Source organism: Streptomyces sp. SM1 (genome assembly GCF_002910825.1).
GTDB classification, from domain to species: Bacteria; Actinomycetota; Actinomycetes; order Streptomycetales; family Streptomycetaceae; genus Streptomyces; species Streptomyces okerensis.
The window spans coordinates 1-17,383 of record NZ_NEUB01000246.1 but is presented as its reverse complement, the minus strand read 5'-3'; the positions used below and the strand labels follow the sequence as shown (position 1 = coordinate 17,383).

Here is a 17,383-nt window from a genome sequence, read left to right as displayed (position 1 = left end):
ACGCCCCATTCGACGTGCACTTCGGGCTCGCCGACCAGCTCCGCGAGATGGCTGCCGGCGAGGCCGTCGGGCAGCCGCACCAGCCGCATGCCGGGTACGGGCATGCCGACGTCGACGTGGGCGTCGGCGCCGGTCAGTGACGCGAACGCGGCGCCCACGACCTGCTCGGCGTAGCCGGCCAGCTCGTCCATGTAGCGGTGGGCGGCGGGCCAGCCCCAGGTGCCGTCGACGAAGTCCAGCGCCGTCGCGGCGGCCAGGTAGTGGGTGGCGTCGACCGTGCCCTGCTGGTCGAAGCGGTCGGGATAGGGCTCGTGGGCGCCCCAGGAGTCGATGAGCGGGTACAGCGCGTCGCGCAGCGGTCCGCGCGCCACCAGGGCCGCCGTACCGCGCGGCGCGCAGCCCCATTTGTGCAGGTTGCCCGCCCAGAAGTCGCAGGTGAGCCCGGACAGCGGGGCGGCGACCAGCCCGGGCGCGTGGGCGCCGTCCACGAGGAGCGGGACACCGCGCCGCCGCGCCTCCGCGCCGATCCGCTCCACGGGCAGCCGGCGGGCGGTCGCGGAGGTGATCTGGTCGATGACAAGGAGACCGGTGCTCTCCCCCACCTCGGCCATCACGGCCTCGTACGCCCTCTCCTCGTCCGCGTCCAGCGGCACCCGGGCGGTGCGCACCCGCCCGCCCCAGCGGCGCGCCAGCCGCTCGGCGCCCATCGTCACGGCGCCGTAGCCGTGGTCGGTGACGACGATCTCCCCACCGCCCCGCCGCTCCAGCCCGGCGTACACGACGCTCACGCCGGCACTCGCGTTCGGCACCAGGGCGAGGTCGCCGGGGTCCGCGCCGAGGAAGGCCGCGAGGCCGGCCCGGGCGGCCGCGAGCCGCTGCGGCAGCTCGGGGAACCACACCACCGGCGCGCGCTCCATCTCCGTACGCAGCTCGTTCTGCCGCTCCTGGGCGGCCAGCGGTACGGCGCCGAACGAGCCGTGGTTGAGATGGCGCAGGGCGGGATCCAGCGACCACGCCCGCGCCGCCGGCCGGCCGTCGGCCAGCAGCAGGGGACGCGGTGCGGTGGTGACCTCGGTCTCGCTCACATGACTCCCATCCGCGAGGGACACATCAGACCCTCAGGCCGAGACGTATGATGACTCGGGATGGTGGCACGCGTTTTTCGGCCATGACAAGCCCTCTGCAGCAAAAGAAGTCGGATGACTTACAGGCGACACATTCAAGTCATCTGATGACCCGCCTCGCTACAGTGCACCGAGGGCCGTCGGGAGCCGCCGGTCCCGCCAGGGGAGGAATCGGATGTCCGCAGTCGACAAGGCGTTCCACGGCCTACGGCACATGATCGCGACGGGGCGGCTCGGCGCCGGGGAGCGCATTCCCCCCGAGGCGGATCTCTGCGAGGAACTGGGCGTCTCCCGCGGCTCGCTCCGCGAGGCGGTGCGCATGCTCGCGGCCCTGGGCGTGATCGAGCCGCGCCACGGCTCCGGTACCTACGTCTCCCAGCTCAGGCCCGAGGACCTCATCGGCAGCCTCTCCCTGACCCTGCAACTCCTGCCGCTGCCCGGCCTGCTGGAGGTCTACGAGATCCGGCGCGTCCTGGAGGCGCACGTCGCGGCGAAGGCCGCCGCCCGTGCCACCCCGGACACGATCGGGACGCTCTTCTCCCTCATCGAGGCCATGGAGGCCACCGAGGACCCCACCGAGGCCTCGGAACTCGACCACCGCTTCCACGCCGAGATCGCCCGCGCGGCCGGCAACCCCACCCTCGCCTCCCTGCTCGCGGTCTTCCGCGCCCGCTCCCGCAAGTACCAGGTCTTCACCCTCCCCGAGGGCCCCGACCTGCGCCGCAAGAGCGACGCCGACCACCGCATCCTGGCCACCGCGATCGCCGACCGCGACCCGGGCACGGCAGCGGGCGCGGCCGAGGCCCACGTCGCCCAGACGGAACGCTGGCTGCGCGCGCTGATGCCGCCGGTCGAGGAGACGGAGCGGGACGACACCCCCTCCGCCTGACCCGGCCCACCCACTTTTTTGTGCGTACTTGGCATCCGGCGCGGTGCGGGCGAACCTGGTGGTGAACCGACCGGGGGCGCTCAGCGGACGGAGGGAGTGCGGACAGGCGTCGTCATGAGGCCGGAGGGCGGACCCCGCCCAGCTTCTCGAGGCGGCGATGGCCCCAGTCCGACAGGGGCGCCAGCGCCTCGGAGAGTTCACGGCCGAACCCGGTCAGCGAGTAGACCGTCTTCGGCGGCAGTACGTCGTGCACCTCCCGGTGCACCACGCCGTCCGCCTCCATCTCGCGCAACGCGTCGGTCAGCACCTTCTCACTGAGGCCGGGCACCCGTCGGCGCAGTTCGGCCGGACGGTGCGGACCGGACTCCAGCAGCCACAGCAGCGTGGTCTTCCACTTGCCCTCGATCACGGCGATCGCGGCGGTCACCCCACAGACGTCCGGATCATGCCGCCGGTGCACCATGACGCGCCCCTTTCCTCATCAAATGCCCTGCACCCTAACGGAGTCACCACCATGCCTCACCCCACCGACCAGTCCGCCGCCGTGACCGTCCTCGGTCTCGGACCGATGGGCCGGGCGCTTGCCGCTGCCTTTCTGGAGGCCGGTCTGCACACCACCGTCTGGAACCGCACCCCGGGCCGGGACGGCGAACTGACCGCGCGGGGCGCGGTCCCGGCGCCCACCCCCGAAGAGGCGGTCGCCGCCGCACCGCTGACCGTCGTCTGCGTGGTGAACTACGACGCCTCGGACGCCGTACTGCGTCAGGCCACCGTCACCACCGCGCTCAAGGGCCGGACGGTCGTGAACCTGAGCGCCGACACCCCGGAGCGCGCCCGTGACACGGCAGACTGGGCCGGCCGGCACGGCATCCGCTACCTGGACGGCGCGATCATGACCCCTACGCCGGCCATCGGCACGGACGACGCGGTGTTCCTGCGCAGCGGGCCCCGGGAGCTGTACGAAGAACACCGGCCGGTCCTGGCGGCGCTCGGCGGCACCCACACTCATCTCGGCGAGGACGCGGGCCGGGCCGCGGCGTACGACATCGCGCTCCTCGACATCTTCTGGACGGCGATGGCCGGCTACACGCACGCCCTCGCGCTGGCCCGCGCGGAAGGCGTCAGCGGCGCGGAACTCGCTCCCTTCGCCCAGGGCATCGCCGCGATCCTGCCACCGCTGTTCACCGAGTTCGCGGCCGACAGCGACACCGGCACGTACCCGGGCGAGCTCAACCCGATCACCTCGGCCGCGTCCACGATGACCCACATCGTGCACGCCTCGGAAGCCCACGGGATCGACGCGAGCGTCATGCGGGTGATCGAGGGGCAGGCCCGCCGGGGCATCGCCCTGGGGCACGGCACGGACGGGTTCAGCCGGGTGGGCGAGGTCATCGGCCGGCGCTGAACAGCCGCCGGTCGGGGGTGCGGGTGCGGGCGGCTCAGGCAGCCGCGTCCCGCCGCCACCGGGGTGTCGACGCCAGCACCCACAGGTCGTCGAAATGCTTGATCCACATGGAGACGGCCGCCTCGGCGGCGGCCGTGCCCTCACGCGACCAGACGTTGAGGTCCGTTTTGTAACCCTTGGGGTCGTAGCACTCGGGGCCCATGTGCTGCAGACGCATCCGGGCGGAGACGTCGTAGAGGCCGTGCAGGACCTGCGCCCGGTTGAATACGCAGATCTTGTCGCGCGGGATACCGGGATAGAAGCGGTACTCGCAGTGGACGACGACCCGCCCTGTGCGGGTGAGGCGGTCCGCGATGTCCGTCAGGATCCCGTCGTACTCCGCGCAGCGCCGCAACATCCGGTCGCGGAAGGAGGGATCGTCCACCGGGCGCTCGTCGGCCCCCACACGGGCCGGTACGGTCATGGGCTGCTCGAAGTCCGGGACGAGCATCCGCACGGACACCTTCCTCGTCGACCCCGGATTGTCGAACAGGTCCTCCAGGCGGTGATAGAGCTCGTTGTAGAGCGTCTCCCCCGTGTAACCGAGAAAGCTGATCTCCACCTTGCGTGCCTGGAACGCCTCACTGACGAAGCCGCCCAGCTCGCTGGAGTTGACCAGAGCCCGTGCCGGCACCCGAACCGACGAGGAGAGTTCCTTCACCGCGTCGTAGAGCACGTACCCGATCAGACTGAGCAGGGCCCCGCCGAGGAACGTCTTGTCCTCCAGGGCGTCACCCACCGGCTTGACGAACTGGGCGACCAGTCAGGTGACGAAGACGGCCCCCAGGACAAGACGGGCAGCAAAAGGCTCGACGCGTTCCTGGAAGCGGCGCAAGCGTCTGCCCGCTCCGCCGTCGGACGACCCGTTCACGCGCTCCGGCATGCCGAACCCCCTCCGCGCGCCGGGCCGGACGGGTCATCACATACCCGCCTCCAGCGCGGCTTCCGGTGGGGACATCGTCCCCTTACACCAGCGCCCGGGCAAGATAGGGGTTGGCCGTGGAGCGGAGCGGGAGGCCCAGCGAACCGCTGGCCAACGCCAGGGTCGCCGCATAGGACTCCACCGCCCGCCGGACGTTGGGCGCGTCCAGGCTGGCGCCCGTCACCAGACGGTCGAGGTCGATGTAGGCGGACCTGACCGTCTCCAGCCGCGAGTACGCCTGCCAGTCCTTACGCCAGTCACGGGTGTACTCGGGCGGCAGTCTGCGTGCCCAGCGGCTGAACATCCGGTCCCTGATCTCCGGACGGGTCGGGGTGAGGTGCATGTGCCGGACCAGGTCGTAGAGAGGGTCACCGATCAGGGCCATCTCCCAGTCGATGACGGTCAGCGCATAGGGATCGTCACGGCGTACCAGGTTCCACGGGTTCAGGTCGCCGTGCAGCAGGGACGGCTCGCGGTGGCTCACCTCGTGCCGGGACAGGATCTGCTCCAGTCGCCCTGCGGTCGGCAGTCCCAGATACCGGGCGAGCTGCTGGGACTTCTTCGGCAGCTCCGCGACGAGCAGCACGAGCTGGCCCGTCAGCCAGCGGTAGAAGCCCCGCTCGCCGGCCAGTGGGTCGACCTGCTTGTAGTCCACCTGGGTCAGGGCGCACAACTGGTCGACGAGGCCGTCCGCCTCGTGCGGCAGCAGCCCGTCCACCGGGTGGTTCGGAGGGCTGCCGATGTCGCGCGGCCCCACGAACGTGTGGATGGCAAACCGGTCACTCGGGTAGCTCTCGCCCAGCGCCAGAGCCCTGGGGGCGGCGATCGCGACGGGTGTCTGCTCGATGGCGCGCAGTACGGCGTGCTCGCTCAGGAAACTGGGTTCCCGCCGGCAGACCTCCGGCAGTCTGCGCCGGATGACGACGGGCCGGCCGAAACTCGGCACCCTCACGACCGTGTTGAGATGAGCGGTGCCTTTGAAGACCCGGCGCGCGGGGGCCGCTCCCTCCACGGCCAGGGCCTCCCTCACCGCGGACTCGGGGAAGTCGTCGGCCAGAGACAGCCGGCGGTCCGCCTGCCACCTGAACGCCTGGACAATCGAGCCAAGACCGTCACGGTCGCGCTTTCGGCGGGACGCCAGCCAGCGGAACAAGGCACGTTCGATCTCCTGCTCGCCGGGCACGTTACGCAGCCGCAGCGGCGCGGCGGCCGCCTTCAGGGCTCGGCTCACCTCCGCCGTCGCCCTGTCCAGGTCGTCCGACGACTCCAGGGAGCGCGCGGCTCTCATCACATCCGGGTAGACGGACTGCGCCCGCTCGAAGGCCAGGTAGTGGCGCAGGTCCTTCACCAGCCCGTTGACGGCGGCGGGGCGGATCTCGTGCATGGCTCTCGCCCACGCGTCGATCACCTCGGACCACTGGTGGGCGGGGTACCGCATCCTTACGAGATGGGTGGCGAGGTCGTGCAGCGGGTCACCGTAGGTGGCCAGCTCCCAGTCGACGCAGACGAGCGCCGCGGCTCCGCCGGACGGGACGATCAGGTTGTCGCGGTGCAGGTCCGTGTGGAGCAGGCTGTGCGGCCGCCGCACCATGACCGGTACCCGCTCGGCCATCCCCAGCAGGGCGTCCTCGGGGATGCCCAGTGCCGCGAACAGGCCACCGAACTCCGTCCAGTTGGGCCGACGGATCTGCTGGTCCGCCAGCCTCACCAGCGTACGCAGGAAGCCCTGGCCATCGGTGTCGTTGCGGGGCCAGCCGGACGGCAGCGCGGGCAGTGCGCTCCGGCGTACCTGCGACATCCGGGCGAACAGCCCGGCCAGCGCGTCGATACGCAGGGTGTCCACGGGCTTGCCATCACCGCAGAAACTGGAGAGCGGGACGCCCTCCACATAGCTGTGGACGGAGAAGCCACCCTCCTTCGCGAGGCACTGCGGGACCTGCGGCAGGACCCCTTGGACGGCGTCGAGGATCTCGTCCTCGTACTGCCAGGTCCGGATCACCACGGAGAGGGCATCCGCACGGCGGATCCGTACCGTCACGCGCGTCCCGGGTTCAAGGCCCAGCAGGTGTGCCTCGTCCCGCTCGGTGAGCGACAGCACGTAGTTCTCGTTGTGATGCCCTCTGATCGCCGTCCCGTCTCTTCTCGCCCGATCCACGAAGGAGCCGGCACGTTCCCCCAGAGAGGGACGGGCGAGAGGTGGTGCGCCCACTGGCCGCTCCGGGAGGTACGAGAGGACTCACAACTGACAGTACGCACGGCACCGGCTGTCGCGCGCGGCGGAGTACCGCATACGGGGTCGCGACGGGCGCTTTGTCGCCTGTCTGCACGATGACCGCGGAGCTCGTTCGAGCAGGTGTGCGCCCATGAATACGAGCCACGACGAGCGCTTGCTCAGTCGGTGCGCGAAGACTACAACATGCCGGTCATTCGGAGAGAAGGTTCCAGATCGAGTCGAACCATTGGCGCATGCTGTCCACGAAGACCGACCCCGGAGAGGTCGGTTCCCCGGTCTTCACATGATGGGTGAGAGTGGCACCGAGGCCCAGGACGTCCAGAGCGGTGATCAGCTCTCCATCACCGAGTGTCAGTGGCCGTTCGATCACCTCGTACATGCCGTGCAGCGCTTCGACGCCGTTGAGCAGATAGGTCTTGAAGGTGGGAGTGAGCGGGGTGTGCTGGATCCGGACGTCGACCGACGGGACCAGGCCCTCCGTCTGCAGGTCTCTGAGTGCCCCCACCAGCGACGCGGTGTGCGACTCGGTGATGGTGCGCAGTCGTTCCCGCAGGCGGGGGTCGTCGCGGTCGTCCTTGACGCGGGGGTAGGGCAGCGGAAGCGCCGCGTCCGGCAGGAGCATCCGCAGTGTGATGCGCTGGGGTGAGATGAAGCCGCCCCGGATCCGCTCCGACTGGAGCCTGATGTGCGCGTCGAGCGACTCGGACGTCAGCGTGTAGACGTCCAGGGTGACTTCCGGCTGTTCGAAGGCCTCGCTGATGAACGGGGCCAGCGTCACCTCGCCGCGCACCCGCGTCGCCTTGGCGGCCGAGGACTGTATGCGCTGGGTCTTGATCACCCGTGAGCCGCTGCCCCGCCGCGACTGGATCCAGCCCTCGTTCGCCAGCTCGCGCAGCGCCCGCTGCACCGTGTCCCGGGAGACTCCCAGTTCCCCGGCCAGAGCGCGCTGCGACGGCAGGAAGGACCGCAGCGGATACGCGTTCCCTATCCGCCCGCGCAGCTCGTCGGCGATCCGCTGGAACTCCCTGCCTCCGCTTTCGCCGGTCCGTTGTGTGGCCACAAGCGGACCGTACCGCTTCCGGTCCACCGGCAAACCCACCAATCCGGCCCGAGCCACCATCCGGCAGGCCCGGTTGGTTAAGCGATCTGTCCGCCCGGGCAGACCACTGTCAGCACAACCAGTCCAATTGGACGGCAAGTTGAGCCCTTGCCGGAAAGTGGAGGGGAGATGGTCGGATCATGCCGCTGTCCAAGGTGCTCGCGCCGCTCGGGGAGCTGACGTTGAGCCTCCTCGCGGAGGCGCGGCTCGGGCCCGTCGTGCTGATCCTCCTGTTCTTCATCGGCGTGTGGGCACGGGAACCGCGCAACGGTCGCGCCCTGTACGCGGCGCTCGTGCTCATCCTGCTGACGAGTCAGGCCTGATGCAGCTCGCGGACCAGCCGGAGTACGGGTTCCAGGGAGTCCACGACGGTGGTGGCGCCCGCGTCGCTCAGCAGCTTGCTCTTGCGGTCGTTGCGGGCGTAGCCGAGGAACGGTACGCCGGCCGCCCGCGCGGCGAGCAGATCGGACGGGGTGTCGCCGATCATCAGGGCGGTGGCGGGGGCGGCGCCGATCGCGTTCAGGGCGCGGTGGATGCAGTGGGGGTGGGGTTTGAGGTGGTTCAGTTCCTGGGTGCGGCCGTAGATGTGGGGGGCGAAACAGGGGACGAGGTCGCGGGAGGCGAGGTATCCGCGCACCACACGGGGGGAGTTGTTGGTGGTGATGGCCAGGCGGGTGCCGACCGCGGTCAGGGTGCGGATCAGCGGATCGGCGTACGGGGTCGGCTGGGCGGAGGCGGTGGCCCGCAGCTCCTCCTGGGTGAGACGCTCCTCCAGCTCCGCGACGAGGTCGCTGCCGGGGTGCCGGCGGTCGACGGCGCGCAGGACGACGTGCGGGTCCAGGGACTCGCGTTCGTCGTCCGTGAGCAGGCCGTGCAGGCCGCGGCCCTCCAGCCAGGACGCCAGGTCGCCTGCCACCCGCTCCGCCGAGTGGCCCGCGAACAGGCGGCAGATGGGGCCGTCGAAGTCCCACAGCACGACGCGGGCGTTCTCCATCAGGTCCCGCAGGTCACTCGGTTCCGCTTCTGTCCCGGTCTCGGCCTTCACCGCATCGGTCCGTGTCGTCTCAGAAGTCACTAGGAGAGTGTCAGGTCCGACGTGATGGTTTCCCAGAGGGCGTCGAACCACTTCTGGGATTCCTCCACGAAGGCCTCGTCCCGCTGGCCCGCCTGCTTGAGGTAGGAGAAGAGCAGCGAGGTCGAGCCCAGGACGTCGTACATCTCCAGGGTGCGGCTCTCCCACTCCTCCTCGCGCCGGGTGAGCATGTAGTAGCCGAGCAGCGCCTCGTCCCCGTTGAGCAGGTACAGCTTCACGGGCGGGGTGAGGGGCAGCGCGCGGAACGAGACGCGTACGTCGATGCCGTGGGTGGCGCGCAGGGCGAGGAGGTTGTGCTGGAGCACCCGGGCCTGGGCGTTGCGCATCGCCAGCCAGCGTTCGTGCACCGGGTTGCCGTCGCCGGCGTCCTCGACGGGGACCGGGAAGGCCAGGTTGATGTTGCGAGAAGGCAGGAGGATGCGTACGTCGACCGAGTCGGGGCGGATACGGCCCTCGTGGATGTGCCGGACCGGTTCGCTGAGCGCCAGCATGAGGCTCTCGGAGGTCAGGCACACCGCGTCGATCCGCACGCGGTTCGTCTCGAAGGCGTCCGCCAGGCGCGGCGCCAGGGCCACCATGGTCGGCTGGGGTTCCTCCCGGACGGCCCGGGCGGGAGCCGGGTCGGCGATCCTCGGAGGGCTGCCCTTGCTGACGTTGCTGAGCAGTCCGTCGTCCTGGAGCGCGCGCAGCGCCTGACGGACGGCGCCGCGTTCGACGCCGAACTCCTCGGCCAGCTCGGCCTGGGTGGGCAGCCGGTCGCCCGCCTTGAGTTCGCCGGCCCGGATGCGTTCCCGCAGGATGTCGGCGATCTCCTGCGGCGTGAGCCTGCTGCTGCCGTTCACTGCCACGTTCTCCTGGGTCACGACCAAACGCTACAACTCTGATCCATCTGACGGGAGTTGTTTGAAAGTTGTTTATCAATGGCGACCAAGCGGGGACAACCACACTACAGCTGGTTACCAACTCAGCCAAGTTGGTGTCGCCACAAAGGGGGGAAACACCATGCAGTTCTTCACCCTGGTCGCCGCGGTCCTCGTCATCACCGTCCAGCAGCTCGTCGAGTGGAAGTTCGGGGTGGCCGGCCTGGTCGGGCTGCTGATGCTCACCCTGGGCATCAGGGCCAACCGGCCGGGAATCAGCTCCGCCGGGGCGGTGCTCCTCGCGCTGCTGGTGGCGAGGCCGGCCCTGTGAGAAACCGCTCGGCCCGGATGTGTGCGGGGGACGTCAGCTCGTGAGCACCAGCTCCGAACTGATCGTCTCCCACAGCGCGTTGAACCACAGGTGCGACTGCTCCACGAACGTGGTGTCCCGCAGGCCGGACCCTTGTTCGAAGGCGAAGAGCATGGACCGTATGCCCTGGGCGTCGTACGTCTCCATGCTCTCGTGGTCGATCCGCGCCTCGCTGCGCGCCACCGTGTAGTAGGCGAACAGCGCCTCCACGTTGTTCAGCAGATACAGCTTCACCGGCGGGGTGAAGGGCAGCGCCCGGAACCGCACCCGTACGTCGATGCCGTGCGTCGACCGCAGGGCCTGCAGATTGTGACGGAGCACCTGCCCCTGGGCGTTGCGCATCGACAACCAGCGGGCGTGAAGCGGCCCTTCGGCACCGTCATGTCCCGAGACCGGCACCGGGAAGGCCAGGTCGATGTCCCGGCTGGGCAGCAGGACCCGGACGTCCACCGTGGCCGGTTTCAGTCGCCCCGTGTGGATCTGGCGCAACGGCTCGCCCATGGCGAGGGTGAGGGAGATGGCGGTCAGGCAGACGGCGTCGATCTCGACGTGCTCCGCCTCGAAGGCCGCGGCGATCCTGGGCGCGAGGGCCACCGTGGTGGGCAGCGGCGGTGCCGCGGGGCCGGCCGGAGCCTCGCCCGGACGGCCGGCGACGGTCGCCGGAGCACCCTTGGAGACGTTGGTGAGCAACTGCTCGGACTGCAGAACGCGCAGCGCCCGGCGGATCGCGGGGCGCTCCACGCCGAACTCGGCGGCGAGCCGGGCCTGGGTGGGCATGCGCTCGCCCGGCCGCAGCGCACCGGTCCGGATCCGTGCGCGCAGCTCGTCGGCCACCTCGTGATGGGTCCGCTGTGGCCGCTGCGACTTCTCCCGCCCCTTGACGGAGGCATGTTCCGGCTCCACAGCCAGACCCTACAACTTTTCGCCATCTTCGGGCAGTTCGGCGGAGGGTGGTTATAAGCCTCTTCCAAGTGGAGATAACTAACAGCAAGTTGGTCACCAACTCGCATAACCTGGTCAACCTGTTGAGGGGTTGGCTACCAGGGTGGCGGTTGAGGGCCATGGACAAAGGGGGACCGCAATGCCGCTCGTCGCCATCGCCCTCGCCGCCCTGGCCATCGGATTCGAGCAGCTCGTCCAGTGGAAATACGGGCCGATGGGAATCATCGCCTTCGTCGCCCTCACCGTGGGCGTCAAGGCACGGAACACCATGATCAGCGGCATCGGCGCGGTCATCCTCGTGATGCTGCTCGCCCAGTCCGGCTGAGAGCACCGCACAGACCACTGACCGGGCTCCCTTCCGGAGGGGAGCCGGGAGCCCGTCAGTAGGGCACAACCCGCACCACCGGCACCATCCGCACGACCAGCACCATCAGCACCCTTCGCACAACAACCACAACTGAACAGCTCGCTACGGATGAGTGCTCACCCGTCGTCGGCGGAAGGAGGAGGCAGCAGGGGCGCTCCCAGGGACACAGCGCTCAGAAGATGTCCGGGCACCACGGTCGCCTGGACGTACGCAGCAGGGCGTCGGCCTGACGGGCGGCGCCCGCTCGTTCTTCCCGCACCCGGCCCAGCGCCGCCAGCCGCACCGCCGACTCGTCCCCCAGCCACAGCACGGCCAGCTCCGCGACGTCCAGCGTCAGATCGGCACTCCCGGTGGCCGGCACACAGGACCCGGTCCCGTCCACCGACGCCTCCAGCCGGTACCGCCCCCCGGCGAGCCCGTCGCCGTCGGCCACCTCCAGCACCAGCGACCCCGCCGCCTGGTACGTCCGCGCCTCCAGGGCTCGTACGACATCCAGGATCCGCACCCACAGCCAGTCCGCCTGGGTGGTCACGGCCGCGGCACGCGGGTCCGGCAGGAGGTGCGGGAGCAGATCGTCGGGGGCCCGCCAGCCGCTCCTCACCTTCACCACCCAGTCGATCGAGCAGAGGTAGTGCCAGAGCGCGCGTTCGGCCGCCGGCGTCACCCCGGTCAGCCACTTCACCCGCACGGTGTTCAACGGCTGCTTGGCATCACCCCAGTTGTCGTCCGCCGTGTAGGCCACCATGCCCTCGACCTCGCCGCCGGCCGAGCGGTACACCGCGTAGAACGGCTCGTGGAAACTCGCGTGGAAGCGCACGGCTCCTGTGGTGACCTTCCACCACAGCTCGTCACGGTCCACGGCACCCGGCAGCTCCCGGCGCAGCCGCTCGTGCAGCTCGGGACCCAGCTTGCGGACGTCCTCCCCGTCCACGAGGTCGATCCGCCCGCCGTCCTCCGGGCCGGACCGGCGCGGGTCGAGACCGGCGCGCGGCACGTCGACCGTCCACTCGGTGGCCGAGGTGGCCGGGCCGAAGCCGTAGCGCCCGTAGATCGGGTATTCGGCGGCGATCAGCGTGGCGACGACGTCCCCGCGCTCCTTCGCGGCGGCGAGGTCCCGCGCCATCATCCGGGTGAGCAGGCCACGGCGCCGGTGGGTGGGGGCGACGGTGACGTTGGTGACGGCGTCGGCGGGGACGGCCGCCCCGCCGACCACCGTGAGCTCCTGCGCGAAGGAACGGAACGTCGCCACACACCGCCCCCCGTCGAAGGCCCCCACCGTCCGGCCGGGCGTGAACTGCGCCCGGCGCGCGTCGACGAGTTCCTCGGACAGCGTGGGTTCACGCAGGAAACCGATGTTCATCGCCCGGGTCCAGTCGGCGAACTCGGACTCGGTGATGGGGTGTACGTCGATGCCGTCACGGGAGGTCATGGGCTCACGGTAGGTCGGCCGCGCGGCGGGTGTCGACGAGGTTTCCCGGCCCCGGCCGGACCCCGGCCGGGCCCTCGGAACGGAGCCCGGCATGGCCCTCCCCCGCCCCGTCCCCGCCTCCTGCGGCACTCACACGAGCAGGTCGTCGACCTGGGCCTCCCCGTCCCGGTACCGGCGCGTGATCTCCGCGCCGCACTCGTCCGCCGTGCGCTGCAGCCGCTGCCGCCGCCGGGACACCTGCTGCTCGTACCGCACGAGCCGCCCCATCGCGGTGTTCAGCTCCCCGTCCGTGCGGGCGCCCAGGTCGGACAGCTCCACCTCGGCGAGCATCTCGGCCGCCAGCCGCCGGTACTCCTCGCTCCGCGGCGTCCCCAGCGTCACGTGGCGGGCGGAGGAGCGGTGCCGGACCGGGCCGTCCCGCAGGATCTCCGACAGCCGCTCCACGACGGACGCGTCCCCCGCCGTGACGACCGGGGACACGCCCCTCGGGCCCCGCCGGGCCAGCTCCGCCCGCAGGATGTCGATCCGCCCCTGGAGCAGCCGCCGCACATAGCTCAGGTCGGCCTCGTCCCGCTGCGCGTCACGGCGCACCGCGCGCAGCTCCGGCAGGCCGATCGCGGTCACGTCGGCTGCCCGCCTCTCCTCGGGCAGCACCGGACTGTCGGTGCGTTGTGCGGGCGGCCGGCAGAACTCCCGCTCCCCGGCTCCCACTCGGTCCGACGGAACAGCCGCGGGCGGCTGTCCGACTCCCGGTGTGCTCATGTGCCTCAACCGTCCCCTCGACCGGCGTGTGCCAGCATCGTGCCACCCCAAGCGGCCGCTATGTGAGCGAGTGTCCCCGATCCGCACCAGATGGGCGCTTAGGAGTAAAAATAGCCTGACCGGGGGCCTGCGCGGGCCGGGGTCGGCCGACTGTTCGCCGACCGGCATCATGGTCGTATGCGAGCAGTGGTGCAGAGGGTCGACGGCGGATGCGTCGTGGTGGACGGCGAGACGGTGGGCGCGATCGAGGGCGAGGGACTGTGCGTCCTCGTCGGCGTCACCCATGAGGACACCAAGGAGAAGGCGGCACAGCTCGCCCGCAAGCTCTGGTCGGTGCGGATGCTCCAGGACGAGAAGTCGTGCAGCGACATCGGCGCCCCGCTCCTGGTGATCAGCCAGTTCACCCTTTACGGCGACGCCCGTAAGGGCCGCCGCCCCACCTGGAACGCCGCCGCCCCCGGCGACCTCGCCGAACCGCTGGTCGACGAGGTGGTCGCCCAGCTGCGCGCGCTGGGGGCGACGGTGGCCACGGGCCGCTTCGGCGCGCGGATGCGGGTCTCGCTGACCAACGACGGCCCGTTCACCGTCCTGCTGGAGGTCTGAGCCCGCCCCGCGGCACGGCCGACCTCGCGCAGGGCGCCCCGCGCACGGGCCCTACCGCACGCCGGGGCATGCGCGGGCCGTACGCGGGGACATGCGCGGGCGGTACGCGTCAGGGCTCGACGACGGTCTCCTGCGCGGCCGCCGTGTCCCCCGCGATCAGCCGCGCGTCCACCGGCACGTTCCGCTTCACCAGGGCCAGCGCCACCGGTCCCAGTTCGTGGTGCCGTGCGGACGTCGTGACGAACCCGATCTTCCGTCCGTCCGGGCCGTCGTCCGCCAGCCGGATCTCGGTGCCCGGCACCGGCAGGTGCACCTCGCTGCCGTCCAGGTGGAGGAAGACCAGCCGGCGCGGCGGCTTGCCGAGGTTCTGCACCCGGGCGACCGTCTCCTGCCCCCGGTAGCAGCCCTTCTGCAGATGCACGGCGCCGCCGATCCAGCCCAGCTCGTGCGGGATGGTGCGGTGGTCGGTCTCGAACCCGAGCCGGGGCCGCTGCTGCTCGACCCGCAGGGCCTCGTGCGCGAGCAGCCCGGCGGGCGGTCCCGCCTTCTCCGCGTACGACTCCAGCTCGCCCCGGGGCAGGAACAGCTCACGTCCGTACGGCGTCTCGCGGACGGCGACGCCCTCGGGCACCTCCGTGATGGACCCGGCCGGCAGATGCACCACCGCGATGTCGGGGGTCCGGTCGGCGACCTCCACCCGGTAGAAGAACTTCATCGACTCCAGGTACGCGATCAGCGCTTCCTCGGTTCCGGGCTCGACGTGCGCCCAGACCGTCTCGCCGTCGTCGACCAGATAGAGCGCGTGCTCGATGTGGCCGTTGGCGGAGAGGACCAGGGCCTCGGTGGCCTGGTGCGGCGGCAGGTCGCTGACGTGCTGGGTGAGCAGCAGATGCAGCCAGCCGAGCCGCTCCGGCCCGGTGACGGTGACGACCCCGCGGTGGGACAGGTCGACGAATCCGGTGCCGTCGGCGAGGGCGCGCTGCTCGCGGAACAGGTCGCCGTAGTGGGCGGCCACGCCTTCGTCCACGCCCTCGGCGGGAACGGCGCCGGGCAGGGTCAGCAGGGGACTCTTCATACGCCAAGCCTACGACTCGGCCGCGGATGCCTTCCGGGCGCAGTCCTCGCACCGGCCGAAGATCGCGAAGTGCTTCATGTCGGTGTCGAAACCGAACTGCTCGCGCAGCTTGGCGGTGAAGTCGGCGGCGACCTCCACGTCCGCCTCGATGACGTCGGTGCAGTCCCGGCAGACCAGGTGCAGATGGTGGTGCCGGTCCGCGAGGTGGTAGGTCGGGGCGCCGTGCCCGAGATGGGCGTGGCTGACCAGGCCCAGCTCCTCCAGCAGCTCCAGGGTGCGGTAGACGGTGGAGATGTTGACCCCGGACGCCGTCTTCCGCACTTCCACGAGGATGGCGTCGGGGCTCGCGTGCTCCAGGGTGTCCACGGCTTCGAGCACGAGCTGCCGCTGCGGCGTCAGCCGGTAGCCGCGCTGCCTGAGGTCACTCTTCCAGTCGGTGCTCACCACACCACGAGTCTAGAGGGTGTCCTCCGGATCGGGCCGGACTCCGCGGACCCCGGCACCGCCCGCCCCGGCCGCGGGGCCCCGATCGGGCCGGCCCGATCGGGCCGGCGCCTCCACGGACCTACTTGAAGAAGGCGATCCCGTCGTCCGGCATGTCGTCGGGCAGGGCCTTCGCCCAGCGCTCGACGTCCTCCGGGGAGACGACCTTCTTCAGGTGCGCCGACATGTAGGGGCGCAGCTCCACGTCGGGCGTCTGCTTCTCGCCGACCCACATCAGGTCGCTCTTCACATAGCCGTACAGCCGCTTGCCGCCGTTGTAGGGCCCCGACGCGGCGGTGCGTGCCACCGCGTCCGTGACCAGGTCGATCTGCGGCTTCTGGTCGGCCAGCTCGCCGTACCAGATCTCGATGACACCGTCGTCGCGGGTCATCGTCACCTCGACCTTGCGGCCGGCGTCGATCCGCCAGAAGCCGTGCTCGGACTCCAGCGGGCGGACCTTGTTGCCGTCGCCGTCCAGCACCCAGGTGCGGGAGCTGTACTCCAGGAAGTCCCGGCCGTCGTGGGCGAAGGTGACCTCCTGGCCGAAGTTGCACTTCTCGGCGCCGGGGAAGTCGTGCACACCGGCGCCCACCCAGTCACCGAGCAGGAACGCGAGCGGGACGAGGTCCCTGTGCAGGTCGGACGGGATCTCGATCATGAGTGGAACTTCCTGGCGTCGGTGATCAGCGCTGGCCCTGGTACAGCTTCTTCACGGTCAGCCCGGCGAAGGCGAGAACGCCGACGGCGACCAGGACCAGCAGGGCTTCGAAGAAGATAACCACGGGGTGCTCCTTGAGCGGGGGGTGCGAGGGTGTGCACAGGGCCGGGCCCCAGCTTACGCGGCCGGGGCCGGCCCCCGTCGTGCGAGGTACCGCCTCGCCGCGCCTCAGCCCAGCAGCTGGCTCTGCAGCATCACCGTCTGCTGGAACGGCACCGCGTGCGCGACGTCCTTCCGCGACTGCAGCACGACGGCGAGCACGTCACCGGCGGCGAGGTAGCCCTGCCTGTCGTGTTCGGCGCCGTAGAGCCTGGACTCGTCGTAGCCCGAGCGCCGTACCCCCGGCACCCCCATGCTCCTGTCCGCGAGCGAGTCGTCCGTCTCGACGCCCTCCACACCCCGGATGCGATAGGTAGGGTTGTTGAACTCGAAGTGGGGCAGGAAGATGCCCGACTCCACCACTGCCGCGGTGTCGAAGCGCAGCAGGTAGATCCGGGTGTGGGTACCGTCCTCGGTCGTCCAGCCGCGGGCCGCTATGTGCCGCAGACCATGGTCGGTGAGCTGCTGTCCGAAGGTCTCCCGGTCCTGCTTCTCCGCGAGTTCCTTCAGGAAGTCCGCAGTCGCCAGCCAGCCGTCCGTGCCGCGCAGCGCCCTGTCCTCTTCGGCACCCTTCGGGAGGGGCAGCAGCAAGGCCCGCAGGTCGGCGTGGTGGGTGCCGGCCGGGTTGGACTCCGCCAGGGGGCCCGGACTGCCGGACGGCAGCGGCGGCTTGGTCAGCCCCGGGTAGTCCCACCGCCCGTCGGTCTCCGTCGCGAGGCCGGGGACGTCCGTACGCTCCATCCGGGTGATGCCGTACGCCGTGCCCACGCCGGCCACGGCGAAGACCACGACGGCGGCCGTCCAGCGCAGGACGGCGCGCAGCACCCGGCGGTCCCCCCGCACGGGCGGTTGCGGCCCGGCCGGCCCGAGG

At 70.7% G+C, this 17,383-nt stretch carries 20 protein-coding genes; 6 read left to right on the top strand and 14 right to left on the bottom strand.

Features of this window, described 5'->3' with window-relative positions; genetic code table 11:
- The coding region (locus B9S61_RS05820; protein WP_103541227.1) for an aminotransferase class V-fold PLP-dependent enzyme at positions 1-1,085 on the bottom strand (1,085 nt) is incomplete at its 3' end.
- Between the two features lie 214 nt (positions 1,086-1,299).
- Here B9S61_RS05820 and B9S61_RS05815 point away from each other — a divergent pair.
- Positions 1,300-2,013: a FadR/GntR family transcriptional regulator gene (locus B9S61_RS05815; protein ID WP_103541226.1), complete on the top strand. Its 714-nt coding sequence runs from the start codon at positions 1,300-1,302 to the stop codon at positions 2,011-2,013.
- Positions 2,014-2,125: 112 nt separating this feature from the next.
- On the opposite strand, the gene B9S61_RS05810 is transcribed toward B9S61_RS05815, so the two are convergent.
- A complete protein-coding gene (locus tag B9S61_RS05810) occupies positions 2,126-2,476 on the bottom strand; it encodes a helix-turn-helix domain-containing protein (RefSeq protein ID WP_103541225.1) in 351 nt (116 codons plus the stop codon).
- Between the two features lie 51 nt (positions 2,477-2,527).
- On the opposite strand from B9S61_RS05810, the gene B9S61_RS05805 reads away from it, so the two are divergent.
- Positions 2,528-3,418 (top strand): NAD(P)-dependent oxidoreductase, encoded by an 891-nt coding sequence (locus B9S61_RS05805; RefSeq protein ID WP_103541224.1) that lies wholly within the window; start codon positions 2,528-2,530, stop codon positions 3,416-3,418.
- A 34-nt stretch (positions 3,419-3,452) separates the two neighbouring features.
- On the opposite strand, the gene B9S61_RS05800 is transcribed toward B9S61_RS05805, so the two are convergent.
- From B9S61_RS05800 to B9S61_RS05790, 3 genes are all read right to left on the bottom strand, one after another.
- On the bottom strand, positions 3,453-4,196 hold the full coding sequence (locus B9S61_RS05800) for a hypothetical protein (protein ID WP_258039562.1): 744 nt from the start codon (positions 4,194-4,196) through the stop codon (positions 3,453-3,455).
- Between the two features lie 226 nt (positions 4,197-4,422).
- Positions 4,423-6,588 (bottom strand): aminoglycoside phosphotransferase family protein, encoded by a 2,166-nt coding sequence (locus tag B9S61_RS05795; protein WP_103541223.1) that lies wholly within the window; start codon positions 6,586-6,588, stop codon positions 4,423-4,425.
- A 214-nt stretch (positions 6,589-6,802) separates the two neighbouring features.
- Positions 6,803-7,672: a winged helix-turn-helix domain-containing protein gene (locus B9S61_RS05790; RefSeq protein ID WP_258039561.1), complete on the bottom strand. Its 870-nt coding sequence runs from the start codon at positions 7,670-7,672 to the stop codon at positions 6,803-6,805.
- A gap of 179 nt (positions 7,673-7,851) precedes the next feature.
- Between B9S61_RS05790 and B9S61_RS05785 the strand changes: the two genes are divergently transcribed.
- Positions 7,852-8,034, top strand: a complete 183-nt coding sequence (locus tag B9S61_RS05785; RefSeq protein WP_103541221.1) for a hypothetical protein — start codon at positions 7,852-7,854, stop codon at positions 8,032-8,034.
- On the opposite strand, the gene B9S61_RS05780 is transcribed toward B9S61_RS05785, so the two are convergent.
- Together B9S61_RS05780 and B9S61_RS05775 are read right to left on the bottom strand one after the other, a co-directional pair.
- The gene (locus B9S61_RS05780; protein WP_103541220.1) at positions 8,025-8,837 is read right to left on the bottom strand and encodes an HAD family hydrolase; all 813 of its coding nucleotides are present in this window, start codon (positions 8,835-8,837) and stop codon (positions 8,025-8,027) included. The two genes, B9S61_RS05785 and B9S61_RS05780, sit on opposite strands and share 10 nt — an antisense overlap.
- Entirely contained in the window at positions 8,786-9,673 is an 888-nt protein-coding gene (locus tag B9S61_RS05775; RefSeq protein ID WP_103541219.1) for a GntR family transcriptional regulator, read from the bottom strand. The genes B9S61_RS05780 and B9S61_RS05775 overlap by 52 nt, the downstream gene beginning before the upstream one ends.
- A gap of 133 nt (positions 9,674-9,806) precedes the next feature.
- On the opposite strand from B9S61_RS05775, the gene B9S61_RS05770 reads away from it, so the two are divergent.
- Positions 9,807-9,995, top strand: a complete 189-nt coding sequence (locus tag B9S61_RS05770; protein ID WP_103541218.1) for a hypothetical protein — start codon at positions 9,807-9,809, stop codon at positions 9,993-9,995.
- Positions 9,996-10,028: 33 nt separating this feature from the next.
- Here B9S61_RS05770 and B9S61_RS05765 read toward each other — a convergent pair whose 3' ends face one another.
- Positions 10,029-10,943: a GntR family transcriptional regulator gene (locus B9S61_RS05765; protein WP_103541217.1), complete on the bottom strand. Its 915-nt coding sequence runs from the start codon at positions 10,941-10,943 to the stop codon at positions 10,029-10,031.
- Between the two features lie 172 nt (positions 10,944-11,115).
- Here B9S61_RS05765 and B9S61_RS05760 point away from each other — a divergent pair, with 172 nt between their 5' ends.
- Positions 11,116-11,301, top strand: a complete 186-nt coding sequence (locus tag B9S61_RS05760; RefSeq protein ID WP_103541216.1) for a hypothetical protein — start codon at positions 11,116-11,118, stop codon at positions 11,299-11,301.
- 214 nt (positions 11,302-11,515) lie between these two features.
- Here B9S61_RS05760 and B9S61_RS05755 read toward each other — a convergent pair whose 3' ends face one another.
- Both B9S61_RS05755 and B9S61_RS05750 read right to left on the bottom strand, forming a co-directional pair.
- Positions 11,516-12,772, bottom strand: coding sequence for a GNAT family N-acetyltransferase (locus B9S61_RS05755; RefSeq protein ID WP_103541215.1), 1,257 nt, complete (start codon positions 12,770-12,772; stop codon positions 11,516-11,518).
- 129 nt (positions 12,773-12,901) lie between these two features.
- A complete protein-coding gene (locus tag B9S61_RS05750) occupies positions 12,902-13,534 on the bottom strand; it encodes an aerial mycelium formation protein (RefSeq protein ID WP_103541214.1) in 633 nt (210 codons plus the stop codon).
- Positions 13,535-13,711: 177 nt separating this feature from the next.
- Here B9S61_RS05750 and dtd point away from each other — a divergent pair, with 177 nt between their 5' ends.
- A complete protein-coding gene (gene dtd / locus B9S61_RS05745) occupies positions 13,712-14,137 on the top strand; it encodes a D-aminoacyl-tRNA deacylase (protein ID WP_103541213.1) in 426 nt (141 codons plus the stop codon).
- Between the two features lie 109 nt (positions 14,138-14,246).
- Here the strand turns inward: dtd and B9S61_RS05740 are convergent, their stop codons facing one another.
- The 4 genes from B9S61_RS05740 to B9S61_RS05720 all read right to left on the bottom strand — a co-directional run.
- Complete coding sequence (locus tag B9S61_RS05740) at positions 14,247-15,212, bottom strand: folate-binding protein YgfZ (RefSeq protein ID WP_103541212.1); 966 nt, start codon at positions 15,210-15,212, stop codon at positions 14,247-14,249.
- A 9-nt stretch (positions 15,213-15,221) separates the two neighbouring features.
- Complete coding sequence (locus B9S61_RS05735; protein WP_103541211.1) at positions 15,222-15,659, bottom strand: Fur family transcriptional regulator; 438 nt, start codon at positions 15,657-15,659, stop codon at positions 15,222-15,224.
- A gap of 118 nt (positions 15,660-15,777) precedes the next feature.
- The gene (locus B9S61_RS05730; RefSeq protein ID WP_103541210.1) at positions 15,778-16,353 is read right to left on the bottom strand and encodes an FABP family protein; all 576 of its coding nucleotides are present in this window, start codon (positions 16,351-16,353) and stop codon (positions 15,778-15,780) included.
- A 228-nt stretch (positions 16,354-16,581) separates the two neighbouring features.
- The coding region (locus B9S61_RS05720) for a hypothetical protein (RefSeq protein ID WP_103541228.1) at positions 16,582-17,383 on the bottom strand (802 nt) is incomplete at its 5' end.